A 26,335-nucleotide genomic window follows, 5' to 3' on the forward strand; every position below is an offset into this window, starting at 1 on the left:
TGCTATTATGGTAATAGTGTCACTTCTTTATCGAACACTTTTATTCCTGCCACTTTGTTGCGAAGCACTTTTGTTACATGAATTTCCTCTCCAAATACTTCTTTTCGAATCAATGGTAATGTAGCTAATAATTTTTTCATTCCTGACACATCCTGTTGTTCTGTATTATGGGAATGATAATCTTCAATTATGGAAACATCCTTTTCTCCTTCCGAAAAATACTGTGCATAATTCAAATCACGGTTATCTGCCGGAATTCTATAGAAATCGCCCATATCTTCTGCTTTTACCATTTCTTCACGGGTACACAATGTTTCATATAATTTCTCCCCATGACGCGTTCCGATTATTTTTATTTCAGTATCGGCATTACAGAGTTCTTTTAAGGCTTGTGCCAAATCGCCAATGGTTCCTGCCGGTGCTTTATTGACAAACAAATCACCCGGATTCCCATGCTCAAAAGCAAATAAAACCAACTCCACCGCTTCTTCTAATGACATTAAGAAACGTGTCATTTTAGGGTCGGTTATCGTAATGGTTTTACCTTCCTGAATTTGTTTTAAAAACAACGGAATCACTGAACCTCGTGAGGCCATTACATTTCCATAACGGGTCAAGCAAACAGTGGTATCTTTAGTATTTCTGGAAGCGGCAATCGCTACTTTTTCCATTAATGCTTTAGAAATCCCCATCGCATTGATAGGATAAGCAGCTTTATCGGTACTCAGGCAGATCACTTTTTGTACTTTATTGGCTGTTGCTGCATCAATAACGTTTTGGGTACCAAACACATTGGTTTTGGTGGCTTCTATTGGAAAAAACTCGCAGGAAGGCACTTGCTTTAAGGCTGCCGCATGGAACACGTAATCTACACCGCGCATCGCACGCTCTATACCGCAGTAATCACGTACATCACCGATATAAAATTTAAGCTTGTCGTTTTTTAATTGGTTGCGCATGTCATCCTGCTTTTTTTCATCACGCGAAAAAATACGGATTTCTTTGAAATGGTCGGTGTACAAAAAGCGGTTTAGCACAGCGTTTCCGAAAGAACCGGTACCACCAGTGATTAATAGAATTTTATTTTGTATTTTCATTTTTAGTAATTATATTTTTTATAATACTTATATAGGCGTTGGTTCGATCCATACTGGTTCCAAAGCGTTTCAAATTTTCTGTTCCTTTGCCTATCAATTCCTTTCTAAGTTTCTCATTATGAAATATTTCAAAAATTGCGTTAGCATAGGCTTCTGCATTGGTTGGGTTACAAAACAAAGCTGCATCGCCACAAATTTCGCGAGAAAAACCCAAATCAGAAGCAACAATTGGTTTTTTCATGAACATGGCCTCTAAATACGTTGCCGAAAAAACTTCTAATAATGTTGGAATAAAAACCATATCAGAATTGGAATAAAGAGCAGGAATTTTTTCTAACCCTACTTTGCCTAAATATATAATATTTTCATCACAACTTATGGGGAAATTCAATTCAGCCTTATCCAAAGTAATTAAAAACTTGAAATCTTTAAGGTGCTTTTTGTTTCTAAGAACTTTAATGACTGCCGGAAGTATTTGCATATTTTTATGGGCATAATTGGCAGTTAAAAATAAAATGTTTAAAGAAGTAGAATCAGTAATTTTTAATTCTATAAATTTTTCTTTCGCGAAAAAAATTTCGTTCAGCGTGTTGCCTACAACAAAACTATCTTTAGTGTAATTTGCCTTGTTAGTAAAAATAGTTTTTGCATCTTCAGTTTCAAAAATTAATGTATCTGAATATTTTTTAAATGAATAGGTTTTTAAAATAGAGAGTAACTTGTAATAAATTTTTTCTTTAAAACCAATTTGCTTAAAAAACGGAGAATCGGGATACAGAATATACGGTAAAGCGAAGCCTACTATCTTCGGAAATTTACTTTTGTGATACGATGGTCCAAAAAGAGTAAAAATACAATCTGGTTGAATGTTGTTTTCCAAATATTTAACACTGCTAATTCGTTTTCTTTTTGAAATTTCTTCGGCTTTTCGGAGATTGTAAAAGGTAAAATTACTTGGAAAAGTGGATTCATCAAAATTTTCCGCACATTTTACAGATTGCACTATATGCCATTCCCACGCAAGTTGCAAACGTCTTAAATCGCGCAAAAATGAAAATGACACTTGCAGGCCGCCACCGGCAAAAAGATTGGAATTATCAATGAGTACTTTCATTTCATTTTTTTATTTTATTTAAAAAAACGATAAGATACTCTGATGCCTTTTTTCTAGTAAAAGAATCGGAAACTATTTGAAAGGATTTTTCACCCATTTCTTCTAATCGTTGTTTATCGGTTTCTGCAATTTTATTTATACTTTCAATTATATCTGCACTAGTAATTTGGTTCAGTATCCATCCATTTTCTTTATTTGGAATAAGATCTTGGGCGTTGCCGGCTTTTGCAGAAAGCAATAAAGCTTTTTTGAGAAAAGCGGCTTCAATTGGGCTTAACGGATTGGGGTCGGATTTTGTTGGCAAAACAAAAACATCTGCAGCAATTAAATACGCTCTAACGTCATTTGCTTTTAATTGTCCAGTGAGGCGGTACTGTTCTGAAAGATTATCTGCAATCAGCCGCTCTTTTAAAGTATCGTAAAATTCCCCTGTTCCGATTTGTACTACATAAAGTGTATCTTTTTTAGATTTTTTAAACGCTTCATAAAAATCTAAAACGCCCTTCCGCTTATCCAAAGACGACACTAATATCAAAATAGTTTTATCAATAGGTAACTTTTTTAATTTTCTGTTTTGCTCTTTCGAATCGTTTTTGGATAAGGAAAAAAAGCTTTCATCAATGGTATTTGGCAAAAAGTCGATTATGGCACTTTTATTATAATGCAAGATGTACTCTTTTGATTTTACATTAGGCACAACAAAATAATCTAATTTATTTAAAACAGTTTTTCGAAGAAAATCGATGTATTTATTGGCTCGCATTTGGGCATCAAAATGTCCTTCGCTCCAAAAAATAACTGGGCAATTCAACTTCCTTTTATTTAGGATTACCGTAATTGTAGCCGGCGCATTCCAACTTCCGGCTAACATAATCCAATCTGGTTTTAATTTTGTTAAATGGGATAGTAAACCAATATTAACATGCGGATAAAAACCTTTAAACTCAGGATGCCAGCCTTTTAAAAAGGTAAAGACATAGTTGTTTTCTTCTGGATTAAATTGCCAATGTCTGCCAGTTTCGGTTTTTGAACAATATACCACATGCAAACTTTGTCCTACTTTTAAAAGCTCTTGTTGTAAAGTATTAAAAAAAGCCGTTCTATAAGGTGTAGGTATATTGGTTACTAGTGCTAACATATTGTTTTTTATAAAATAGTTTTAACGTTATTAAAAGAAATGCGAGTAGGGTCACATTTTGAGGCAAATATCCGCGCGTAATTTCTTGAAACAAAACCATGAGTATCATCACAACCACTACCCGATCTCGTGGTTCATAAAGGTTAGTACGTTTTGCAACACTCCCCAGAAAAACACCTAAAAGCGACATGAAAAACACCACTCCAAAATAACCAAAAGCGATGTAGAATTGAGTAACATTTGACACAGCAGCGCCAGCATACATACCTTCAACAGAGTGAAAGGAATTTTTTATTACCGCAATTTGTGGTATTTCTGGTTTTTTATTGCCCTCAAAAAAACTAGCCGGAACGATCCGAATGAGAATATGAGCAAACATCGATTCCCCATAATCTTGCTCAATATCATTAGCTTTGATGTACTTTACTACCATCATTTCGGTCTTGTAATTATCGGTTTGGTGCATAACCAATTGGTAGGGTGACAAACCATATTGTACTTTTGATTCAAAACTTACTTCATTAAAGTTTAAAGTACTTAGTGCAGTGCGGTTGAGGGTAATAAAATTTATACTGTATGCCACCAGCCATGTTAAAAAAATCCATTTAAAAACTACTTTGAATGAAAATTTGGAAGTTATTGCAAAGTGGTAAATGACCCCAATAATCAGTAAAAGAATGCGGTAACGAAACCCAAGGATCATATAACACAAAAGCGTAGCTGCCAACAAAATCCAATGCCATTTTTTGTTGAATTGTTTGTGATATATTAGTGTGATAAAAGCTAAAATGAGAGAATCTCCTAAAAAACTTAAATAATTATAAAAACCGCCACCATATACTTCGTCAACAATATTTCTTCGAATCATAGAGACTAAAGAGATGAAAAACAACCACATATAGTATTTGTTTTTTGGATTAAGTAAGTAAATTACTTTATTAGGTTCTTTATTTTTAGTTACATTATAAGAAATAGCATAGCCTAGCAACAAGCATAAAATGGCCAGAATATACAATTCCATAGTGTCATCAAATCCAGCGCGAAAATAACCACCCAAATGCGTATACAAGTCGTAGTTTACTGAATTCAAAGGCCCTAAAAAGAAACATATAAAATATACAATCAAGGCGAATAGCAACAAAAAATGTGTTCGAAAATCAGTCAATCCAAAGCCAATCCCTATTATAAATAAAAGTGATAAAAGGATAAAGTAAATCATGACAAATATTTTTCAAGAATCAGATTAAACCTCAACTCAAACTTTTCCTGTGAAAAATTATTTATTGTTTCGAAAGCATTTTCAGAGTATTTTTGTAATAAATATCTATCATTGTTCAAAACTGAAAGAACATTTATAATGTCATCAGCAGTTTCAATTATGTTACCATTATAATTGTCAATTACAACCTCACCACAATATCTTGATGCTAAAACAGGAATACCATTATCCATCGCCTCTAATTGTACCATTCCGAAACCGTCACAATAGGTTGGAAAGACCAGTACATCAATTGTTTTGTATATATCTTGCATACCTTGTATAGTAAGATGACCAGTATAAGTAATGTAAGACTTTGTCTCTTCCATAATAGTATCATTCAATAAAAAAGTGCCAACTGCAATAAAATTCATTTCTGAATTTAGATTTTTAGCTACATCTATAAACTTATTAAATCCTTTAATTACAGAAATATTTCCTACGAATCCGACATTAAGTCTATCGGAATATTCTCGTTTGAATGTTTTAAACTTTTTCTTTCTGTCGTAGATTAGTGGTAAAATCTCAATTACCTTATCTTGTGATACGTATTTTGAAAGTGATTTTTTAGAATATTCAGAATTTACAATAATACAGTCCGCGAGTTCCCATTCTTTTTTAATTCTTTCAATAAATTCAAGTGAAATAGTTTCTGCTGTTTTTTCTAATTCAGGAAAAAGTAAATTTAATTCTCTTTTAATTTCGTAATAAATTAAACCAGGATCAATTTGATTATGAATTTTTAAGACATTCTTGTGGTTTTTATAATATTCTAAAACTTCTAGACTCGCATTCGTGTACCCATAGAGAACATCAGGTTTTAATTTTTTCATTTTTTGTAAAGCAAAAGATGTAAAAGCTTTATCGTGCAGTATCCAAATCTGATCTGCTGATAAATTTTGCGATCTATTCCATAAATTTTTTATGATTTTTACAAATGGGTATGAATACACTCTATCATCTTGCAAAGATTCTGAAAATCTTCTATTTGCTTTTTCTCTAATTCTTCCAAACAACATAAATCTTGATAGTTTAAACCAATAATCGGTAATAAGAGCATGCAACATTTGTTTATCTGCAAAATAATTAGCAATTGAGTATTTATCTCTTGCTCCTACGTGGTAAACAACTACTTTTAGTTTTTTCATTTTTATTGATACATGTTTTATATTTTTTTAAAACACACCTTATTACTTTACATCAAGAAAGCTTAATCTTTAAAAAATTAAATTTTAATTTTCCTGATAACTATCTTTTCAGAAAATTGTAATGGCTTATCCATATTTGACTTAATTAAGATTTTTTCAGTACTACAAAAAATAGAATTGTTCAATTTAAATTCTTTTGAGGAATTGTGCAGGCACTCCTCCTACAATAGTTCTCGTCTCTACATCATGTTTTACAACTGCGCCGGCTGCAATTACCGAATGTTCAAAAATTTTTACTCCACATAAAATAACTGAATTCGTTCCAATCCAAACATGATCTTGAATTATGCTTCTATTTTGAGTTATTTTTTGATAAAAATGTGGGTGTGTAGACTCTTTATCTAATGGATGCTCATCCAAACCTATTTTAACATCAGGCCCGAGCGAACAATAGCTTCCTAAAGTCGCATTATTGATGTTTACATTGTGCCCATAGGTATACGCTCCTATTTCTGCATATTCCGTAATAATACTATTTCCTGTAAAAACACAACCTTTGGCAATTTTTGCTTTCATTGCTACCTGGCAGCTAAAAGTAATTCGAACACCTTTATAATTCCAATACAAGTATCCTACCAACTTGGTTAAAAAATAAAGTAAATCCCCCAAAAGCGCTTTCAAAACTGTTTTCATTTCAAGTTAATTTATAAGTTAAAATAAAAATGCTCTGTTTCTTGCACCATTTTTTCAACAGAAAAAGACTTTGATCTTTGAAAGGCTTGATCACTAAATTTTTTCCAAACAGTAGGATCTTTAAAAACATTGTCAATTTTTAAAGCTAAACTAACTGGATCATTCTTGTCACTAACAATTCCAGTTTCATGGTTTATGTGTAAATCATGTAAACCTCCTTCTATTTTATAACTAAATACCGGAACTCCATGTGCTATTGCTTCAATTACACTATATGGAAAACATTCTAATCTTGACAGCATTAAAAATCCTTGGCTTTTCAGCAAGTATTCACTGACATCTTCATGCCAACCTACAAAGTGAACTTTGTTTTCTAGTCCAAAATTTTTAACTTTTTCTTTTAACATTTTCGTAAAGCTATCATCATCAATATCTCCATTACCTACTAGTGTTAGTTCGTAATCCAGATTAGAATTAGTATGTAAATAATTTAATATCTCGATAGCATGATCGGGTTGCTTGTCCTGCGCTAATCTTGAGACCATTACCAAATTTATAATGCCGCTAGCATAGTCAGGTATTTTTACATCGTTCAACACAATACCATTATTTATAACAGTCCAATAATTTCTTTGAAAAAAACCATTTTGGTTTTTCAGTACTTCTTTTACATTTTTCGAAATCCCGATAATACCTTTAATAACAAAACTGTAAATTTTAGCGACAAACTTGTTATTAGCAATCTGGTGAATGGTATAAACTGTTTTGTTTCTATAAAAAATTAATGGAATTACTGCCAAGAAAGGCAGTATATTTAAATGAATTATATCCGGTTTTATTAGCCTTAATAGTCTTCCAAATCGAATAGGTAATCTTAAATCCTTTCCAGATTTTAAAAGTAACTCGTGTACAGTAATTCCCTCATTTAGTAGTAATTGCTTTTTTTCACTATTTAAAATTTGAAAAAAAACCAAGAGATGTACATTATGATCTCTATTCTTTAAACCTAATGCTAAATCCATTGCGTACTTTTCAATTCCGCCCATATAAAGCCGACCTATGCATATCAGTATATTCATTTATTGTTTATTATTTTCTTGCTAAATAAAAGGATTATTTTCCAATAATTAAATTTCTACTTTTTAAAACTAAATCTAAAACGTTTATCTGTTTATAAAGAAGCAAAAATTGTACAGTTTTAATAAATCTTGATTGGATATACATTTCATTTATATGCGCATTATTTGCTAATTCTAACCAGTTTTCATATCTCTCTTTCCTCTCTTTTCTAAAGGCTAAATCATACATAGACAAATTGGCTAAAATTGACATCATAATGTATTCCCCTTGAATTGCATTGAGAAATTTTTTATTTGAAAATAAATCATATTTTTCTAGAACTTCCATTCTTAATTCATAAGACTTATCTTTTATTTTTTTGGTTATGTCGTATCCATATACCTTTTTAGTTAAAGTTAACTCATCATACTGTACATAATGATATCCAATTGTATCGGTAACTGCAATAGAATTTACTAAAAATAAATAACTCCAAGTAAATATTGTATCTTCTCCAAAACTTATCGTTGTGTCAAAACTTAATTTATTATTGACGATTATATCACGTCTGTACAATTTTCCCCATACACTGCTAAGCATTCTATTATATTCCAATTCTGGAATAACCGCACCCAATTGAGTTTTCGTTTTTGCTTTTTGATTGGGCAAGGAATAACATTGTTGTGGTTTGTTAGATCCATACTCATAACAATACCCACATACAATTAGATCAATTTTATCATAGTTCAAAATCTCATCAAATCGCTCTAAAAAAACGTTTTCAATCCAATCGTCAGCATCGATAAAAGCAATATGAGTTCCGCTAGCCAGTTCGATACCTTTATTACGTGCTGCAGATACTCCTGAATTAGGAATATGACAAACTTTAAATCTATTGTCTTTTAAGGCATATTCATCACATATTTCGGCAGATGTGTCTTTAGAACCGTCATCAATTAGTAATACCTCAAAATCTAAAAAAGTCTGATTTAAAATACTATCAATACATTTATGCAAATATTTATGAGCATTGTAAACTGGAACAATAATTGAAATTAGTATCCTATCCATTATACTACTTGTTTAATGCATTAATCAAATATTGTATTGATTTTGCCTTTTGAATATTAAGAATTTCATTTACTTTATTAAAATCAATTTGCTCTTCTAATAAAGAAACTGGAACATTATTACAATCAATAACAAGTCTATTTTCAAGATTAAACAATGAAAGTAAAGATTGGAAACGTGACAAACCTCTGCCCTTATTTCCTATAGTGATAAATGGTTTATTAAATATTATGGAAAAAACGGTACCGTGAAATGAATCTGTAACAATATAGTCGGCATCCATAAATCCTTTAATCCAATCTGTAATAGGCGGATAAACACAATCATCTACACGTCTTGAACCTACCTCTTGGAAATTATTTTCAGGCATTACTTCAAATGCAGTACTGTTAAACTGCTTTGCTATTTTAGAAATTAAATTTTGTTTTTCAACACTTCTATCTAAAACATATGCAAATAATTTACCTCCATTATCTACATCATTAACAGAAGAGCTTTCCCTGACTAATTCAATATAATCTTTTTGATTTAAAAGTAAAGTAGGGTCCAGCACAAACTCTGCTTTAACATTTAAATATTTTTCACAGAGTAAAACACCTGAAAGTTCTCTCACAGAGACACCGTCAAAAAGTTTTATTAATTCAGCTGCTTGCTTGGTTTGCTCCGAATTAAATTCCCATTCATCTACACCAAATGAAACAGCATAAGATAACCTTTTTATCCTTTTTTCATTTTCAACAAAGTCAAGAAAATAATTTAAAATATTAGGCGAATATTGAGGTCTCCATGCTTGATCGCTGCCAACAACGTATACATCAAAATTATATTTCTTTAAATGAACCAATTCTTTGTTATTCTCAATACGCTCAGTCAAAGAAATATATTTATCAATAAAATGCTGGGTCTTTCTAGCTATTGTAGAATATTCAGTTACTGTCGGCCAAATTCGAATCGGACCTTTGTATCGACCAAGCATTTTCATTATTAATCTTTTCAGGACGGAAAGCACTTTTACTTTATAAGATAGTTTCGGAAGAACTCTATCAATTGTCAATACATCATGCCCTAATTCTTTTAAAATTCTTTGTAAAGCGTATGCTTGAAGAATTCCACCATAATTGGTGTGAAGCGGTTGGGTTAGAATTGCTATTTTTTTCATTTTTTTTTATATTCCTAAATATTTATGTGCTATGTTTTTATTAATAGACTTTATCATTATGCAAATAAGATAAGAAACTCCTACTGTAAACAAGAAAATTAATAATTGATTTGTCAGACTTGCTTCTTTAACAAAGTTATTTACAAAAAGTAATATTAGTAAATGGTTCAAATAAATTGCGTAAGATACTTGACCCAATGATTCCAAAAATTTAAAATTTTCGATATATACATCTTTTTTCCTTAATAAAAGAGTAATAATCATTCCCGAATATATGAAACTTGATAATTTTACTGCCGTTATTGCCTCATTCATGTTATTTAATAAATCATAATGAATTTTTGTCACAATCATTTCGAGTATTAAACTAAGAATAATCAATATCAGTAATGCTGTGTTATTTATGTTCATTTTATTATTTTTCAAATACATCCCCAGTATAAAAAACATTAACCATGTGACAAGATTACCAGCATATATAATCAAAGGAACTTCTATTTCCAGAAATAATTTTAAAAAAATCAGAACTAAACAACTGGTAAAACTCAATAATGAAGCAATAATAAGCCCTTTTGTATTTGCCATTTTCTTTAATAATGGAAGAAAGACATAAAATTGAATAATTAACAATACATAATAAAATATTCCTGAAGTTTGAAAGGTTATCAGTTTGAACAAACTAATCAAAATAGTATCTGCATGAAAATACAAACCCAAAAACATATAAGGTAAACTCCAAATCAGATATGGCAAATAAACTCTTACAAGTTGTTTTTCAAGAAACATTTTATGGGTATGTTGGGTATTAAAAACCTTGTCTGCCATAAAATAACCTGAAAGAGCAATAAAAAGCGGTACTGCGAAATTAATTAATTGTCTAATTAAAATAGCCGTCCAAGAAATTACATTATTCACCTCTACATTTAAAGTATGAATTAAAATAACAGCTATTATGGCTATTCCTCTCAGAATATCATAATATTTTATACGCTCACTCATAAAAATTAAATAATTTTAATTCAACAATCCACATTAATCTCGCAATCCATTGGTAATACTTAATAAAATCATTTGCTTTATTTTTATTTCTTAAATTTTAATATCAAAAAATAAAGAACTTTGATTTTTTTTCCAAAGTTTAATAAAGTTTTTTTTAGTAGCGCTACTTCTTATGTTTTTTATAAATTAAGTTTAAAATCATAAACATCTAAACAAAAAGCATTTTCAAATTTTTTGTGATTTTCTCTTTTTTTATATAATCAAGAAAATAATTTAAATACTTGGCGAATAATGTGGTCTCTGCACTTGATAGCTACTAAAAATTTAAATTTCAAAATATATTTCTTTAAAAGAAATAACTCATTTTTTTCACTACGCTCAATTTAAGAAATATACTGACAACAAAATATTTAGTGTTTTTTTTTAATTTCAGAATCTAATACCTAAATTATTCGTTTTCTTAATTTATGATTAATTTTTGTTAACAGAATTAAAAGTTTTAAATCATATTTCATCGAGATTTTAAATTTTTTATGATCCTTTAATTGTCGCCATGTTGTTAAACTCATTTTACGTGTTCTTTGTCTTTGAAGTTGAACTAGTTTAAATGGCAAACTAATAGATTTTAAATTTCTTCTTCTTATGCTTGGTACTAATTTATTTTTAAATTTTCTTGTTTTTATTCTAAAATCAATAGCGTCTTGCCTATGTATAAAACTTGAAGCTTGTGAAGCTATTATTTTTTCTTTACTAATTTCAGTAACACACAAAGAACCATTTCTAATCCCTTTTCTTACAATTTGATCTGCTAATTTCGATCTGGTAACTACAACACTGTTTCCTAGACCTTCATTTCTATATTCCTCTAACCAAGCATCCCCTAGTGAGACATCTGCTAATTCTGTTAGAACATCAGTACAGAAATCACACGCGTTAGACTTAAAAAGACCGGTTCCCCACATGTCTCCAACAGTATTCATTTTCATTTGATGAAAATTATTTTTTTCATCATATGCTCCGAATGAATAGTCTGATGATAAACTTTTTTTATCTTTAATACGATATTCTTGTTTTGAATATGCCTCATTAATTCCTGAATTTTGTGCTAAGTAATCAGTAAAAAATTTACTTTTTAAACCACCACAAATAATCCCAACCAAAAAAGGAATTTTTAATTTTAATTCTGGATTATAATACTGCTTCAATCTAATCGCTTTTATAAAGCAAGCAACACCTGAAACGGCAACTTTCCCATCTACCTCATTAATTTTTAAAAACAATTCTTCTAACGATACAGGTATATATCTAGTTTTAGAAATTTTAATTATATCATTTACCTGATTAAAAAATTGGTACTTATATGTACCTTCTACCTCTTTTACAATAAATAAATAGTCTACAATTCTATCTTCTAATAATTTTTTAAAGATGTAAGTCGCTAAACCTCCAGATGACGCAACTTCTCTGTATTCGTTAGAATAACCAACATAAGTATTTTCAAACCTACCTACTTTTGGATCATAGTTAGTAGCTCCCTTCAAGTATATATCTGCTAATTTATCTTCATCTTTAACCTCATCATCTGGACTAGGATTAAATGGACAGACTCTTATTGCATTGTCATTGATATTGTCCCCAATTTGATGCGGTGTTAAAAATCCATATTCATTCCATTGCATCTTCAGTGAGGATGGTGATTCAGATACACAAATACCACAACCAGTACATAATTCCTGCTTAACTATTTCTTGTATACTTGTTGGATTCTTCATTACTTGCTAATTTTATTGAAGATAAATTGTTTGATAAATAATCTTTCGTTTTTACTAATACCAAATAGTGATATTGCTATGATTGTAATTATTATAATATAAAAGGACCTAATCATAACAATTTGAAATTCTGATAGACTCACGTCTATTCGATTAAAGAATAAAATCATCACCAAAACTATAAAACTTACAACAAATATTTTGCTGACTACTTGCTTAAAAAAATCAATAACCGACAGTTTTAAGCTATTTCTTACATAATAAAGTCTGAATAAAAAAGAAATACATGATATTATTATACTACTAAAAAATACCAATTCTGGCTTATTATAAATTTTTAATAAAACATATGCTATTGGCAGATTGAGAAATATAAAAGAACCAATTACTATCTGATACCATTTTATTTTACCAGTTGCTTGAATACCAGTCATTAAAGGTCCTGAAACAGAATCAATTAATAGATTTATCAAGGCTAGAGTAACAAAAATAGCTGTATATTTAGGAGGATTTATGAGCCATATTTTTAAAATAAAATCTATACTAAACAGAATAGGGCAAACAATTAAAAATAATAAGAAATAAGAAAATTTTGCACTCTGAAATATTAAATTTAAAGATTGTTTAGTATTCCCATTTGCATAATTCTTAATTATCTGAGGATTTACTGCCATTTGGAAATTAGCGACAAAGACTTGTACAGCTCCTTGAACTTGAAGTGTAATACCAAAAGCAGCATTTAAGACTGTTCCAAAAAACAAATTTAAAAGAATATTAATTCCTTGTCCTCTCGCAACTGCAGCAATATTACCGAAGATATTCCAGCCAGAATAGGATATTAATATTTTATATAATTGTTTTTCATAAAAGAATTTATAAATACTTTCCGTGAAATTTCTTTTACAATAATATGTATAAAAAATAGCTATTAGAATTGTTACAAAAAACATCAAAACAGCATAAGTTTTCAACTTATCAAATGGAGAAACAATGAGTAAATAAAGTATAAATAGTTTTAATGAAACCTCTACAATACTAAAAATAGCATAGATATTCATTCTTTCTCTTGCGATAATTAAAGCATTGTAGGGCACTTGCACTACTCCCACTAACAATGCAAATATTGAGAATTGATATACCCAATTTATAGCATTCATTTTCTCTATTGGAACATTTAATTTATAGTTTACAAACCACAACCCAATTGTTTCAGCTAAAATTAAAACTAATATTGCAATTCCAATATGAATATTTAGAGTGGCATTAAATGTTTGTTTTAGTTTTACTTCATCATTAGTACCTATATCAAAAGCTAAAAAACGTTGTGTTGCTGAGGACATGGCAGAATTAAAAAAACTAAATAAAGTGACTACACCACCGATAATAATATAAATACCGTAATCTTCTATACCAAGTGTATTTAATACAACACGTGAAGTATACAGACTTACAACCATGGTAATAATCATTCTTATGTATAAGAACATCGTGTTTTTTGCTATGGTTTTTGAACTTGACAATTTATTGTATAATTTTTAACTAAGCTTTTTGCTAATCATCTTCAATTGGTCCAATATTATGTTAATTAAATATGTAACATAATATAGAAACAAGAAATAGAAAAACTAGTTGATCTCTTTTTTTTATTGAAGTTCGGTGCTTAAAAAGTTTATGATACACACCATTATTGTTAATCATTAATATGCGAAGGTTTAAAAAATTAAATACCTTACGGTTTCCTGTGTTTTACTGCTTTTTCAAGGAGTTTTAACTTAATTCTAAGTAGTTTTGCTCATTTTATTCCACGGCTTCGCCCCTCATACTCCCATAAATGGGCTAAAAAAGGGCAATCGCGGGCAAAAGTACGTAAAATAAATGCTTTTTATCTTAATTATAAAAACCAAAAAAATCGACAAAGAGCACAATAAACCGATAAACTACATATAACCAATATTAATGTAGTGGAAATCAATTGCTTTACGATTAAAATTTTTCTCACTATTTATGCTCAAAAGAAGAAAAAACTTTTTTTTTAGTTGCGGAGCTCAATTGCTTTGAATTGCTCATTTTATTTATGGTTTAAAAATTAGAAATAGGTTTATTTGTAAAGTTGTAAATAAACACGTATTTATTTACAGTGACGATACCCACTTTTAGTGATATTTGGAATAATAAAGTTGCGAAAGTATTTAGTTTAGTGTTATTTATTTTACGGGTTTCCACATTTCGATAATTTATTTTTAAATATTAACACTAAACTATCAGTAATTGAAGATATAAGCTTAAACCATAATCTTAATTGTTTACAGGGTTTAGAAATCGAACTAGCGACGACTGGCGATCAGGAGGATGATTTGGTACTTAATCTCAATACTATTTATAACAAAAAAGCCCTAAACACCTCAAATGTTTAGGGCTTTACTAAATCTTTTAACCTTGTATTTACAATGTCGCCATATCAATTACAAAACGGTAGCGAACATCCCCTTTTACCATTCGGTCATAGGCATCATTAATGTTTTTGATATCAATCATTTCTATTTCAGAGACAATACCATGTTCAGCGCAGTAATCCAACATTTCCTGTGTTTCAGGCAAACCGCCAATCAATGAACCCGCCAAGCTTTTTCTGCCGCCGATTAAGCTAAAAGCATGAATTTCATAAGGTGTTGGTGGCACTCCCACGCAAATATGTACTCCATTTGTTCTTAATAAGGATAAATACAAGTTCAGATCGTGTGGTGCTGAAACTGTATCCAGAATAAAGTCAAAATATCCAGCGGCACTTTTTAGTTGCTCCGCATCTTTAGTAACAATAAATTTATGCGCTCCTAATTTTTTGGCATCAGCTTCTTTATCGGGGGAAGTACTCAAAACGGTAACCTCAGCACCAAAGGCAACCCCAAATTTAACTGCCATATGTCCCAGACCGCCTAAACCTAAAACTGCTAACTTATGTCCTTTTCCTACTTTCCAATGTTTTAAAGGCGAGTAAGTGGTAATTCCGGCACAAAGCAAGGGAGCAACTGCAGCTAAATCTAATTTATCCGAAACATGCAGCACAAAATCTTCGTGTACTACAATTGTATTCGAATATCCGCCATAGGTTGGTGTTTTTCCATCTTGTTCCAATGCATTATAAGTCGCAGTACTTCCATTTGCACAAAACTGCTCTAAACCTTCCTGACAGTTTTCACAGGTTCTGCAAGAATCTACCAGACATCCCGTACCCGCTAAATCCCCTGTTTTAAATTTTTTGACATGGCTTCCCACTTTTATTACTTTCCCCACTATCTCGTGTCCGGGAACCATCGGGTAAATTGCGCCACCCCAATCATCTTTTATTTGATGCAGATCACTATGACAAACGCCACAGAACTGGATATCAAATTGCACGTCATGCGGTCCTACTTCTCTTCTTTCAAAATTCCATGGTGCTAAATCAGTCTTAGCATCTGCTACAGCGTATCCTTTTGTTGGTATCATAATTATTAATTTTTATTTAGTGAGTATAATTATTAAAAACGTCAGTTTGTCCCGACGCTTCGGAATTTTGTGGAGCAAAGCAGAACAAAAAATGTATCGCATACCCTTTTTATTTAAATTTTTCTTGTTGTCGATATGATTCTCTTCCCGAGCCTTCGAGAGAAAAATGATACAATACAATTGTAAGGAAACACATTATTTTATTGCATTTTAACTAAAATTATACATACGATAAATAACTGTGTTTCTAATAGCTATTTTTCTTTTTTGCATCGCCCAAAAAAGAAACAAAAAACGCTAGCCCACGACTGTTCGCCGACCCACTATTTTCTAAATTCTGAAATCCAACGAACTCGCTTCGCTCAAACAGCGTTGGATTTTTTCAGAATTTTCGAAAAGCGGGTGCCCTGCTGCCACAGTCAAAGGGCGGAGAAACAAAATAAAAAGTATATAATATGTCATTTGATATTGCTGTATTAAAATAAAAATAATACCTCGAACTGACGAAAAATTTTTATCAAAAACTAAATTACACCCAACGGGTTATTTTTGAATAAAATTATGGAATTAATGTCAGTTAGAAGTTATATCAATTCCAAAGGTTTTCCCAAAATTCAGCAATACCTCCGTTGAAATAAACCACTAGGAACTGAAAGTATATAGTTTTGGTTGGCAGACTTAAAGTCTGCAAAGTTGTATCAATTATTTATTTGCCACAAATCTCACAAATTATCACGAATTAATTAGTGCAAATTCGTGAAATTCGTGGTAAAAATTTTCTAACCTGAAAGATAAATACACTAAAGTGCATAATTTTAACTATGTCTGTTACCACTAAAATTACAGCTATTAACCACTACTAAAACTTATATAATTTTGGTTTTCTGGCAATAAAGAATCCGGTTCACTTCCAAAATAAGTTGTTTTGAGTATCTTTAAAAAAAATAAATTATGGAAACTCAATCTTATAAAAATCACATTCGCTACTATCCGCCTCATCATTTTGTATACTATCCTATAGTAATGACGTTTTTAGCTTTCAGCGTTTATTTTAGTTTCACGACAGAAGATTCGTTAATTTGGGCGTTTATCAGTGGGATATTTGTAGTGCTTTTTTGCCTTGCCTTTATGTTGCGACAGCATTATGCGTTGACTTTACAAAACCGAATCGTCCGTTTGGAACTTCAATACCGTTATTTTTCTATTACTGGGAAAAGATTGGAGGATTTTGAGCAACAATTAAATGACGATCAGCTATTTGCTCTACGTTTTGCCCCCGACAATGAATTTCCCGCACTGACTCAAAGAGCGTTGAACGAAAATCTTTCGGGAACAGCTATCAAAAAAGCGATTCAGCAGTGGAAAGGTGATCACGAAAGAGTTTAACGCTGCAAAATAATAAGGCTCATTTATCCTGTTTCACAATTCCGAATTTTGTTTCTTTGTGGTGAGGAGAAAACAATAAAAGTGAATTTAAAATCCAAAATGGCAGCATATTTTCTAGATATTGAATACAACAACATCACGTATAATGAGGAAGAAGTCAATTTAAAGGAATTTGAATGCTGTACGTTTACCAATTGTAATTTCTCTCTCTGTGCTTTTGTGGCGGTTACTTTCATTGACTGCACCTTTAATGATTGCACTTTTAGTAACGCTAAAATTAATTATGTAGCCTTTAGAACCGTAACCTTCAATCGCTGCGAAATCAAAGATGTCAATTTTGCCATGTGCGATAAATTGATTTTCGAAATTGCTTTTAATGATTGTATTTTGAATTTCTCTAAATTTTATACTTTAAAAATCAAAGGAACCTCGTTTACCAATTGCAGTATTATTGCCGTCGATTTCATGAGCACTGATTTGACCGAAGTCGTTTTTGACAACTGCGATTTATACCGCTCTGAATTTTCAAAAGCAATTGCCAACAAAGCTAATTTTAAAACCAGTTATAATTACACGATTGATCCCAAAACAACGAAACTGAAGAAAGCCGTTTTTTCTTTGCAAGGTGCCAAAGGATTGCTGTACAAACATGAAATTATAGTGGTATAATCCCGCTGGTGATCATTATTAAAAACACCTATCCGATTATGTAAAGCGACAATGATTATATAAAAATGCTTCTCGATACGTTTTTGGCTAATGTAATCTTCCTTTTCTATCACAATGTTGCAGCCAAAACCACTCGAAGAGACGGTTCGATGTAGAATTTTGATCGTCAGTTCGAGTGTTTTAATAAATTAGCGATAGCGGTTTTATTAAAATGTATCGAGAACCATTTTTGGCTAATGTAATCTTCCTTTTCTATCACAATGTTGCAGCCAAAAACACTCGAAGAGACGGTTCGATGTAGAATTTTGATCGTCAGTTCGAGTGTTTTAATAAATTAGCGAAAGCGGTTTTATTAAAATGTATCGAGAACCATTTCTGGCTAATGTAATCTTCCTTTTCTATCACAATGTTGCAGCCAAAAACACTCGAAGAGACGGTTCGATGTAGAATTTTGATCGTCAGTTCGAGTGTTTTAATAAATTAGCGAAAGCGGTTTTATTAAAATGTATCGAGAACCATTTTTGGCTAATATAATCTTCCTTTTCTTTCACAATGTTGCAGCCAAAAACACTCGAAGAGACGATTCGATGTAGAATTTTGATCGTCAGTTCGAGTGTTTTAATAAAATAGCGAAAGCGGTTTTATTAAAATGCTTCTCGATACGTTTTTGGCTAATGTAATCTTCCTTTTCTATCACAATGTTGCAGCCAAAAACACTCGAAGAGACGATTCGATGTAGAATTTTGATCGCCAGTTCGAGTGTTTTAATAAAATAGCGATAGCGGTTTTATTAAAATGCTTCTCGATACGTTTTTGGCTAATGTAATCTTCCTTTTCTATCACAATGTTGCAGCCAAAAACACTCGAAGAGACGGTTCGATGTAGAATTTTGATCGTCAGTTCGAGTGTTTTAATAAAATAGCGATAGCGGTTTTATTAAAATGCTTCTCGATACGTTTTTGGCTAATGTAATCTTCCTTTTCTATCACAATGTTGCAGCCAAAAACACTCGAAGAGACGGTTCGATGTAGAATTTTGATCGTCAGTTCGAGTGTTTTAATAAATTAGCGAAAGCGGTTTTATTAAAATGCTTCTCGATACATTTTTGGCTAATGTACTCTTCCTTTTCTATCACAATGTTGCAGCCAAAAACACTCGAAGAGACGGTTCGATGTAGAATTTTGATCGTCAGTTCGAGTGTTTTAATAAATTAGCGAAAGCGGTTTTATTAAAATGTATCGAGAACCATTTTTGGATAACGGCTTAAGAAATTATTTTCCCATCCTCCATTGTAATAATTCTATTGGTTTTTTGGGCAAAATCCGAATCATGCGTGACCACCAGCAAAGTCTGATTTTTCTCCTGAGTCAACTTATTAAAAATATCAAAAACTAAATCACTATTTCTCTTGTCTAAATTTCCGGTAGGTTCATCGCCCATGATAATAAACGGATCGTTGATCAAAGCACGTGCAATCGCTACGCGCTGTTTTTGACCGCCGCTTAACTGATTTGGCATTTTCAGCGCCTGATCTTCCATGTCGAGTGTTTTTAAATGTTCCATAGCGCGATGCTCCAATTCTTTATTGGAATATTTGGCTAATTTCATCCCCGGAAGCATCACATTTTTCAGCACATTATATTCTGCCAGTAAGTAATGAAACTGAAATACAAAACCTATTTTTTCATTTCTGATTACTGCTAATTCTCTGTCGGTTTTTCCAGTAACAAGTTCGTTGTGAATCAATATCTGACCGTCATAATCGGTATCCATCGTAGAGAGCAGGTACAACAAAGTCGATTTTCCACAGCCGGATTTTCCTACGATTGAAACAAATTCACCATGATTGACGCGCATACTTATATCTTTCAAAACCTGAAATTTTACAGGATCGTAAAAATATTTGCTCAGACCAATTGTTTCTAAAACAGTATTATTTTCCATTTTTATTTTCCTCTGATAATTTCCACGGGATCTATTTTACTGGCTTTTAAAGCAGGAAAAAGTCCGGCAATGGTCGTTGTAAATAATGCAAAAGTAATCCCGATACCATAATATAGTGGATTGTAATTTATGGGATATGTTTTCACCGTAGGTAATGAAGCCGTTTCAAACGGAATAACATCAATAATAGAGGAGAAAATATAACCAAACAGCAACCCAAACAATCCTCCGGTAAGTCCAATAATGATCGAAAGCGAAACAAAAATCCATTTCACATCATTACCTGAAAATCCCGTGGCTTTCAAAATCGCAATACTGTCCATTTTTTCATAAATCATCATGTTCAGGATATTATAAATTCCAAAACCGGCAACAATCAGCAACACCACTCCAACGGAATAGGAAATGATAGTTCGGACCGAACTTCCGGTTTCAAATTGCGAATTTGCGGTTTGATAATCAATCGTATCGAGATTGAATTTTTCCCGAAACTCTTTTGCTACAGCAGGTGCCGTGGTCATATCGTATAAATTTAGCTGAATATCGGTTATGTAATTTGTGGGTTCTCCCAATAATTTTTGGGCTGTCGCCAACGAGGTATAACTCATCACATTATCGATTTCTGCTATTCCAATTTCGGAAATACCGACAATTTTTAGCGAAGCTAAATTTCCTTTAGAAGTGGTAATTTTGATGATATCGCCTTTGACAAGGAGCATTTTATCCGACAAACCTTTTCCTATTATAATACTGTTATTCTGAAGCAAATCAGCTACTTTTCCCTCAATGATATAATCGCTGATTTTGAATAATTTATCTTCGGATAGAACATCAATTCCATTAATTATTCCTGAGATTTCGATTGTCCCCGAATTAAAAAAAACGGGCGAAGTCACCTTTGGAGCAACATCAATAACCCTTGGATCTTGTTTTAAAACAGCCAGAATTGTTTTGCTGTTGTAAATGGATTTCCCACGGTCTTTCGGTTTAATCGAACGAACAAAGTTCGTGTTGTCCTTAAACGCCTCGGACAAAAGTATGGGCTGATTCTCGGAAGGTTTAATTTCGTTGTACAGCAGCACATGAGGCGTTCTGTTCAGCATTAAGCCATCCAATAAATCATTTAAACCATTCATAAAACTAATTAAAGCAATAAACATGGCGATGCTGAAAGTAACGCCAATAGCAGCAACAATTGTTTGCTTCAATCGCGCCTGAAGCAAATGCAGAGCGATATTTAAAATAAGTTTAAAGTTCATTATTTGGGTTTATAAATCGTTTCTTCGGCGGTTAACCCCGATACTATTTCCACTTTCTGATAATCACTCAAACCGGTTTTCACTTCGCGTTTTTCGTCTTTATCTACTAAAACATATTTGCCTTCTATCAAATATGATTTTGGAATCGTAATGATATTCTGCTTTATCTGAATGATAATATTGGCTTCAGCTGTAAGATTTGGATACAGTTTTTGGGGCGGTTTTACAAAATGAGCTTCGATTTTAAAAGTACGGGAACGCTCGTTCATTATCGGATAGATTTTATCAACCAAGGCGTCAAATACCTGTCCTTTATAACTATCCATTGTCACCAATACTTTTTGTCCCGTGCTCACACGAACCATATCATTTTCATCTACTTCCAGTTCCAATACAAACGAATCGGACTGACCAATTATAGCCAAAGGTGTTTGCGGTGTAATTAGCGTTCCTTCTTTTACCAAGATATCAAACAACTGTCCGGAAAAGGCGCTTTTGACGCTAAAATCACTTTGGGATTTCTGATTTATCCGAAGATTAACCGAGTTTCTGCTTTGATCGTTCTTTAATTGGGCTTTAAGTTGTGCCAATTGTTTTTTAGCCGATTCATGATTAATTTTGGAACTTTTATACGCTAATTCCACTCTCTCAAAATCAACTTCCGAAATTCCTCCCTGGTTTCTGACGTTTTTGTTGCGGTTGTAAATGGATTCGTCCAACGTCAATTTGTCTCTGCTGGATTGCACTTTCATTTCCATTTCGGCAATTTTATCCTGAATATACCGACTGCTTTCCAGACTTAATTGATACGCTAAACGCGCATTCTCCGTGTTCAGTTCCGCTTTATCGCTTTCCAGTTCAAATAACGACTGTCCTTTAGTTATGGATTGACCGGCGATAACATTTACTTTTTGCAATGTCCCGTTTACCGTTGCATAAACAGTGTACTGACCCTCCGCTTTGATCACTCCGGATGCGTAGACACTTTCAGTAACCGCGCCTAAGGTTGGTTTTATTTCTTCAGTTTCATTTTTGGAACAAGAAAGCGCACTGAAAATTAGCAGATAAAATAGTGATTGTAATTTCAGACTCATTTCGCTTCTTATTTAACTTTGTAAATTGTTGTAATTTCTTCTATAAATATACGACAATATCCATTTTGAAGTTACATTCATTGTTGTAAAATTACGAGCCAAAAAGCTTTCCGCGTTAAAGGAAATGCAGTAGACTGGAGCTTTTTACTGTTGGGAAGCATAGGGAATTTTCCATCAGTTTTAAAGCCCACTGTGGGAGCTTCTACTTAAGATTTATTGATGAAACTATAAAATTAAAGCAAATCTCCTTTTGGAATGAAAATATAAAATTCAGCTCCCACGCCTGGTTCACCTTTTACTTTTATAAACCCTTTATGATTATCTACAATTCGACTGCAAATAGCCAGACCAAGTCCGGTTCCTGAATATTTTGCATCGGTTTCCAGGCGTTTGAATAATAGAAATATTTTCTCGGCGTACTCCTGCTTGAAGCCAATTCCGTTATCCGAAACAACAATTTTATAATAATCTTCTTTGTTGCTAATTTTATAATCCTGCATTTCCTTTTCCGTTATAGTCAGTGAGGAAATATTTATTTCGGGATGAGTTCCTTCTTTGCTGTATTTTAATGCATTTGAAATCAAATTGATAAAAAGCTGTTTGATCTGAAAGGGAATGGCCTTTATAATGGGCAAATTTCCAACATTAACTACTGCTTTTTTCTCTTCAATGTTAGTCGATAAATCGTGCATTATTTCGTTCAGTACTGCATTCAAATCCGTATCGCTAAAAACTTTATCGCCTTTTATGGTTCTGGAATAGTCTACTAAATCAATCAGTAAGTTCTGCATTCGGTTAGCCGTCGCACGAACTTTTGAAAAATAGTCTTTCCCTTGCATCGATAGCACTTCGAATTCTTTTTCTTCTAATCTGGAAATAAACATCTGAATTTTGCGAAGTGGCTCCTGTAAATCATGACTTACGATGTTATTGAAAGCCTCCAGTTCTTTGTTAATGTATTGAAGTTCCTTGTTATTCTTTTCTAGTTCCAGCGTTTTTTTATATTGGCTGGTAATGTCATAATTTACTCCAATTTTAATCAAATCTCCAGCTCCATTTTTAGTAAAACTTCCCACTCCCATAATATACTTTAGCTCTCCTTTTGCAGTCAAATATCTAAAAATCGTTGAGGTATATTGTCTATTAACGAGAGAATCCATATGTAATTTGGTTACCTGTTCTACATCATCGGGATGAATGTATTTAACTGAGTTTTCCAGATTGGGCTCGAATGCGTTGGGTGCAACTCCCATCAGCCGAAAAAGATTATCCGAAAAAGAATAGGTGTCAGATGTTAAATTAACCATCCAATGGCCCAAATTGGCTGTCATTTCAGCGGTATTGTACGACTCATTGAGTAGTTTTAATTTATCGTTGGCTTTTTTGAGTTCAGCAATATCGACATTCATTTTATTGAATGACAGCCACAAGATTAAAAGGGAAATGAGCACTAATAAAAAAGCCGTTATTATGGAATCCCGCAATTCAAACTGATGGTTGTCATTTTGAAACTTCGTTTTTGCACTTTCGGAAAATATTATTTTCGTCACAAAAGCTTTCATAACTTGTGTAACATGGCTGCTTTCCAGCAACTTTTCATTTAAATCTAACGGAACAGCATTTTTACTTTTAGCAATAAGCAGTGTTTGTCTGAAAAGTTTAAATCTGTTTTCAATTAGTATCTGAAGGCGGTTTATGTCATTATTTGCTAAGGTGTCGTTCGCAGTTAATTCCTTTAAGTTCTGGATGCTTTCTTCAATTTTTCCTCTACTCAAAAATCGATCTTGTATATAGGATTCATCTTTGGTAATAATGTAACTCCTTAAATTCGTTTCATAGACACTAATAACCGATAAAAGTTTTTCTAATTCCAGCTGCGTTTTATTGGAGTTGGCAATCAATGCAACTGTAGCATCCAGTTTTTTCATTTGCGAATAAAATACCGAGCCAATAAAACAAACCACCAGAATTGCTATAGCCAAAGCTATTTTGAATACCTGAGAATTTTTATACAGTCCTAAAATTTTCATTTATCCTCTATTAAACGCTAAAGAAAAAAGTTTCAATATTTAGGCCTGAAGTGTGAAATTGCCAGTTCATATTTACGACTTCTTTTATCACTTTTTTTAGTTTCGAAAAATCATTGGGTTTTTTAATATAAATATTTGCTCCTCCTATAAAAGTGTCTTCAATATCTTTTTCTGAGGATGAAGTAGAATATATGGCAATGGAAACGTCTTTAAAACGAGTGTCGGCTCTGATTTCCTTCAGGCATTCTATGCCAGTTTTACCGGGCATATTCAAATCAAGAAACAGCACATGAGGCAATTTAATTTCTGGCAGTATTAAATAATCCATTAAATCATTGCCATCTTTAAGCAGTGTTAATTTATTATTCATTTTAAGTTCCTGAATCGCTTCGCTAAAAAAAGCACGATCATCTTCGTCATCATCGACTAAAAGAATGTGCATTGAATCTTGATGTGTAATCATAAAATTGGGGCGTTATTTTTCTAATTTTCTTTTAATCGTTATTTGTCATTTCTCTTCTTTTCACTACGATTCTCTTGAACAAAGAAGGAGTTAATCCTGTAACTTTTTTAAATTGTGTGGATAAATACGCTACACTGCTGTAGTTTAATTCATGCGAAATTTCGGTTAAAGTGAGCTCCTCTTCCATAATTAATTTTTTTGCTCTTTCGATTTTCTGCAGGATAATAAAATTCTCTATAGAAGTATGCGTGTACTCCGAAAAAAAATTGGTGATATACCCGTATCTGAAATTCAATTTATCAGATAAATATTGAGAAATCGTGATGTTTGGGAATTTTTCTTTATCATATACGATTTCAATTATTGCATCTTTAATTTTTTGAATTAATTGTCCTTTCGGATTATCTACAATTTGAATTCCGTACTTTTTTAAATTAGTCTGAAGCGTTGTAAAACTCTGCTCAGAAACATCATCTCCTATTTCAATTTGTCCCAAATCCAGGAGTTGAAACTTAATATCTAAGTGTTCTAATTGCTCTTGTAGTATCGCCTTGACAGCAATATTTCCGTCATAACTAAAATTGAGTTTCATTTAATTAAACAATTGTTAAAGTTAATATTTATCATAAATATAAATTAAAAAATATTAATCCATAACAATTAATGTAATTTTAATGTAAAACCTTCTTTTTGGAAAATGCAGATGCATCAAAAATTTAATCAAAAATATCGTAAAAGCATTCCTGATTATTGATGTTTTTTTTCTGATAATTATCCATGAATCGTTTCGTTTTTCCCGTAATTTTCTATTATTGAAGCTTCAAATTCTATCCACTCTCTCCAGCGTTTTTCGACATCAATTCCTACGCCATATTTTCTTGCATACGTGATAAAAGTCGTGTAATGACCTGCTTCGCTTTCCATCAAATCTCTGTAGAAAACGGACAGCTCTTCATCATTGATATTATCAGAAAGCACTTTGAAACGCTCGCAGCTTCTGGCTTCGACCATGGCAGAAAACAACAACCGTTCCACTAAACTGGAAACTCTGCTGCCATTTCCACTTTTTTTCATGTACAAATACAATTCATTGACATAGTCATCCTTGCGTTCGCGACCCAATTTGAGTCCGCGCTTGATAATAATATTGTGAACTTGCTCAAAATGATCGATTTCTTCTTTGGCCAAAGCCAATAAATCCTTTACTAAATCCTGATGCTCGGAATTGTTTGTAATAATGGTAATAGCATTAGTTGCTGCTTTTTGTTCGCACCAAGCGTGATCAGTCAAGATTTCCTCGATATTCTTTTCTACAATATTGACCCATCTTGGATCAGTTGGCAATTTTAATCTTAATACAGACATTACAAAATTTGTTTAAAGTTTGAAAAAGTTTAAAGTTTAAAGAAAAAGGTTTAAAATTAAAATTCAGAAACCAATACATTATTTAAATACCCAATAGTATTTGATAACTGTTGATTCCAAAACTTTAAACC

General features: G+C 32.1%; 22 protein-coding genes. 2 read left to right on the forward strand and 20 right to left on the reverse strand.

Translation table 11 applies throughout. The features are described 5' to 3' along the window. Window positions 1-5: 5 nt before the first annotated feature. The 13 genes from E0F89_RS05280 to E0F89_RS05340 form a co-directional block, all read right to left on the reverse strand. Complete coding sequence (locus tag E0F89_RS05280) at window positions 6-1,097, reverse strand: polysaccharide biosynthesis protein (protein ID WP_131908808.1); 1,092 nt, start codon at window positions 1,095-1,097, stop codon at window positions 6-8. Next, complete coding sequence (locus E0F89_RS05285; RefSeq protein ID WP_131908809.1) at window positions 1,081-2,211, reverse strand: glycosyltransferase; 1,131 nt, start codon at window positions 2,209-2,211, stop codon at window positions 1,081-1,083. The genes E0F89_RS05280 and E0F89_RS05285 overlap by 17 nt, the downstream gene beginning before the upstream one ends. Before the next feature lies 1 nt (window position 2,212). Continuing rightward, window positions 2,213-3,349 (reverse strand): glycosyltransferase family 4 protein, encoded by a 1,137-nt coding sequence (locus E0F89_RS05290; protein ID WP_131908810.1) that lies wholly within the window; start codon window positions 3,347-3,349, stop codon window positions 2,213-2,215. Beyond that, a complete protein-coding gene (gene wzy, locus E0F89_RS05295) occupies window positions 3,312-4,568 on the reverse strand; it encodes an O-antigen polysaccharide polymerase Wzy (RefSeq protein WP_131908811.1) in 1,257 nt (418 codons plus the stop codon). Before wzy ends, E0F89_RS05290 begins: the two co-directional genes overlap by 38 nt. Continuing rightward, complete coding sequence (locus E0F89_RS05300; protein ID WP_131908812.1) at window positions 4,565-5,755, reverse strand: glycosyltransferase family 4 protein; 1,191 nt, start codon at window positions 5,753-5,755, stop codon at window positions 4,565-4,567. Before E0F89_RS05300 ends, wzy begins: the two co-directional genes overlap by 4 nt. A 186-nt stretch (window positions 5,756-5,941) precedes the next feature. Then, window positions 5,942-6,448, reverse strand: coding sequence for an acyltransferase (locus tag E0F89_RS05305; protein ID WP_131908813.1), 507 nt, complete (start codon window positions 6,446-6,448; stop codon window positions 5,942-5,944). A gap of 11 nt (window positions 6,449-6,459) precedes the next feature. Beyond that, window positions 6,460-7,527 (reverse strand): glycosyltransferase, encoded by a 1,068-nt coding sequence (locus E0F89_RS05310; RefSeq protein ID WP_131908814.1) that lies wholly within the window; start codon window positions 7,525-7,527, stop codon window positions 6,460-6,462. Between the two features lie 34 nt (window positions 7,528-7,561). After that, entirely contained in the window at window positions 7,562-8,578 is a 1,017-nt protein-coding gene (locus E0F89_RS05315; protein WP_131908815.1) for a glycosyltransferase family 2 protein, read from the reverse strand. Between the two features lie 4 nt (window positions 8,579-8,582). Beyond that, window positions 8,583-9,737 (reverse strand): polysaccharide pyruvyl transferase family protein, encoded by a 1,155-nt coding sequence (locus E0F89_RS05320; protein WP_131908816.1) that lies wholly within the window; start codon window positions 9,735-9,737, stop codon window positions 8,583-8,585. Between the two features lie 6 nt (window positions 9,738-9,743). Continuing rightward, entirely contained in the window at window positions 9,744-10,736 is a 993-nt protein-coding gene (locus E0F89_RS05325; RefSeq protein WP_131908817.1) for an acyltransferase, read from the reverse strand. Between the two features lie 443 nt (window positions 10,737-11,179). After that, complete coding sequence (locus E0F89_RS05330) at window positions 11,180-12,508, reverse strand: Coenzyme F420 hydrogenase/dehydrogenase, beta subunit C-terminal domain (RefSeq protein ID WP_131908818.1); 1,329 nt, start codon at window positions 12,506-12,508, stop codon at window positions 11,180-11,182. After that, window positions 12,508-14,028, reverse strand: a complete 1,521-nt coding sequence (locus E0F89_RS05335; protein ID WP_243699479.1) for a lipopolysaccharide biosynthesis protein — start codon at window positions 14,026-14,028, stop codon at window positions 12,508-12,510. The genes E0F89_RS05330 and E0F89_RS05335 overlap by 1 nt, the downstream gene beginning before the upstream one ends. Window positions 14,029-14,950: 922 nt before the next feature. Continuing rightward, window positions 14,951-15,994 (reverse strand): NAD(P)-dependent alcohol dehydrogenase, encoded by a 1,044-nt coding sequence (locus E0F89_RS05340; protein ID WP_131908819.1) that lies wholly within the window; start codon window positions 15,992-15,994, stop codon window positions 14,951-14,953. A 951-nt stretch (window positions 15,995-16,945) separates the two neighbouring features. Between E0F89_RS05340 and E0F89_RS05345 the strand changes: the two genes are divergently transcribed. Beyond that, entirely contained in the window at window positions 16,946-17,380 is a 435-nt protein-coding gene (locus tag E0F89_RS05345) for a DUF6526 family protein (protein ID WP_131908820.1), read from the forward strand. A 99-nt stretch (window positions 17,381-17,479) separates the two neighbouring features. Beyond that, the gene (locus tag E0F89_RS05350; protein WP_131908821.1) at window positions 17,480-18,049 is read left to right on the forward strand and encodes a pentapeptide repeat-containing protein; all 570 of its coding nucleotides are present in this window, start codon (window positions 17,480-17,482) and stop codon (window positions 18,047-18,049) included. A gap of 1,263 nt (window positions 18,050-19,312) precedes the next feature. Here E0F89_RS05350 and E0F89_RS05355 read toward each other — a convergent pair. From E0F89_RS05355 to miaE, 7 genes are all read right to left on the reverse strand, one after another. Then, window positions 19,313-19,993 carry an ABC transporter ATP-binding protein gene (locus E0F89_RS05355; protein WP_131908822.1) on the reverse strand — a complete coding sequence of 227 codons (681 nt, stop codon included), beginning with the start codon at window positions 19,991-19,993 and terminating at the stop codon, window positions 19,313-19,315. A gap of 2 nt (window positions 19,994-19,995) precedes the next feature. Next, a complete protein-coding gene (locus E0F89_RS05360) occupies window positions 19,996-21,252 on the reverse strand; it encodes an ABC transporter permease (RefSeq protein WP_131908823.1) in 1,257 nt (418 codons plus the stop codon). After that, window positions 21,252-22,346, reverse strand: coding sequence for an efflux RND transporter periplasmic adaptor subunit (locus E0F89_RS05365; RefSeq protein ID WP_131908824.1), 1,095 nt, complete (start codon window positions 22,344-22,346; stop codon window positions 21,252-21,254). The genes E0F89_RS05360 and E0F89_RS05365 overlap by 1 nt, the downstream gene beginning before the upstream one ends. 233 nt (window positions 22,347-22,579) lie before the next feature. Continuing rightward, entirely contained in the window at window positions 22,580-24,376 is a 1,797-nt protein-coding gene (locus E0F89_RS05370; protein WP_131908825.1) for a sensor histidine kinase, read from the reverse strand. Between the two features lie 10 nt (window positions 24,377-24,386). Continuing rightward, a complete protein-coding gene (locus E0F89_RS05375; protein ID WP_243699480.1) occupies window positions 24,387-24,839 on the reverse strand; it encodes a response regulator in 453 nt (150 codons plus the stop codon). 31 nt (window positions 24,840-24,870) lie between these two features. Further along, window positions 24,871-25,431 carry a helix-turn-helix domain-containing protein gene (locus E0F89_RS05380; RefSeq protein WP_131908826.1) on the reverse strand — a complete coding sequence of 187 codons (561 nt, stop codon included), beginning with the start codon at window positions 25,429-25,431 and terminating at the stop codon, window positions 24,871-24,873. Between the two features lie 179 nt (window positions 25,432-25,610). After that, complete coding sequence (gene miaE / locus E0F89_RS05385) at window positions 25,611-26,204, reverse strand: tRNA-(ms[2]io[6]A)-hydroxylase (protein ID WP_131908827.1); 594 nt, start codon at window positions 26,202-26,204, stop codon at window positions 25,611-25,613. Window positions 26,205-26,335 lie beyond the last annotated feature (131 nt).

This window comes from Flavobacterium caseinilyticum, from assembly GCF_004349085.1.
In the GTDB taxonomy this organism is placed as follows: domain Bacteria; phylum Bacteroidota; class Bacteroidia; order Flavobacteriales; family Flavobacteriaceae; genus Flavobacterium; species Flavobacterium caseinilyticum.

Excerpts from the sequence above, each read along its gene's own strand:
- E0F89_RS05325 (WP_131908817.1), bottom strand. The coding sequence starts at position 10,736 with ATGAGTGAGCGTATAAAATATTATGATATTCTGAGAGGAATAGCCATA.
- E0F89_RS05320 (WP_131908816.1), bottom strand. The coding sequence starts at position 9,737 with ATGAAAAAAATAGCAATTCTAACCCAACCGCTTCACACCAATTATGGT.
- E0F89_RS05280 (WP_131908808.1), bottom strand. The coding sequence starts at position 1,097 with ATGAAAATACAAAATAAAATTCTATTAATCACTGGTGGTACCGGTTCT.
- E0F89_RS05305 (WP_131908813.1), bottom strand. The coding sequence starts at position 6,448 with ATGAAAACAGTTTTGAAAGCGCTTTTGGGGGATTTACTTTATTTTTTA.
- E0F89_RS05350 (WP_131908821.1), top strand. The coding sequence starts at position 17,480 with ATGGCAGCATATTTTCTAGATATTGAATACAACAACATCACGTATAAT.
- E0F89_RS05375 (WP_243699480.1), bottom strand. The coding sequence starts at position 24,839 with ATGATTACACATCAAGATTCAATGCACATTCTTTTAGTCGATGATGAC.
- E0F89_RS05315 (WP_131908815.1), bottom strand. The coding sequence starts at position 8,578 with ATGGATAGGATACTAATTTCAATTATTGTTCCAGTTTACAATGCTCAT.
- E0F89_RS05355 (WP_131908822.1), bottom strand. The coding sequence starts at position 19,993 with ATGGAAAATAATACTGTTTTAGAAACAATTGGTCTGAGCAAATATTTT.
- E0F89_RS05330 (WP_131908818.1), bottom strand. The coding sequence starts at position 12,508 with ATGAAGAATCCAACAAGTATACAAGAAATAGTTAAGCAGGAATTATGT.
- miaE (WP_131908827.1), bottom strand. The coding sequence starts at position 26,204 with ATGTCTGTATTAAGATTAAAATTGCCAACTGATCCAAGATGGGTCAAT.
- E0F89_RS05290 (WP_131908810.1), bottom strand. The coding sequence starts at position 3,349 with ATGTTAGCACTAGTAACCAATATACCTACACCTTATAGAACGGCTTTT.
- E0F89_RS05360 (WP_131908823.1), bottom strand. The coding sequence starts at position 21,252 with ATGAACTTTAAACTTATTTTAAATATCGCTCTGCATTTGCTTCAGGCG.
- E0F89_RS05380 (WP_131908826.1), bottom strand. The coding sequence starts at position 25,431 with ATGAAACTCAATTTTAGTTATGACGGAAATATTGCTGTCAAGGCGATA.
- E0F89_RS05365 (WP_131908824.1), bottom strand. The coding sequence starts at position 22,346 with ATGAGTCTGAAATTACAATCACTATTTTATCTGCTAATTTTCAGTGCG.
- E0F89_RS05345 (WP_131908820.1), top strand. The coding sequence starts at position 16,946 with ATGGAAACTCAATCTTATAAAAATCACATTCGCTACTATCCGCCTCAT.
- E0F89_RS05340 (WP_131908819.1), bottom strand. The coding sequence starts at position 15,994 with ATGATACCAACAAAAGGATACGCTGTAGCAGATGCTAAGACTGATTTA.
- wzy (WP_131908811.1), bottom strand. The coding sequence starts at position 4,568 with ATGATTTACTTTATCCTTTTATCACTTTTATTTATAATAGGGATTGGC.
- E0F89_RS05285 (WP_131908809.1), bottom strand. The coding sequence starts at position 2,211 with ATGAAAGTACTCATTGATAATTCCAATCTTTTTGCCGGTGGCGGCCTG.
- E0F89_RS05300 (WP_131908812.1), bottom strand. The coding sequence starts at position 5,755 with ATGAAAAAACTAAAAGTAGTTGTTTACCACGTAGGAGCAAGAGATAAA.
- E0F89_RS05310 (WP_131908814.1), bottom strand. The coding sequence starts at position 7,527 with ATGAATATACTGATATGCATAGGTCGGCTTTATATGGGCGGAATTGAA.
- E0F89_RS05370 (WP_131908825.1), bottom strand. The coding sequence starts at position 24,376 with ATGAAAATTTTAGGACTGTATAAAAATTCTCAGGTATTCAAAATAGCT.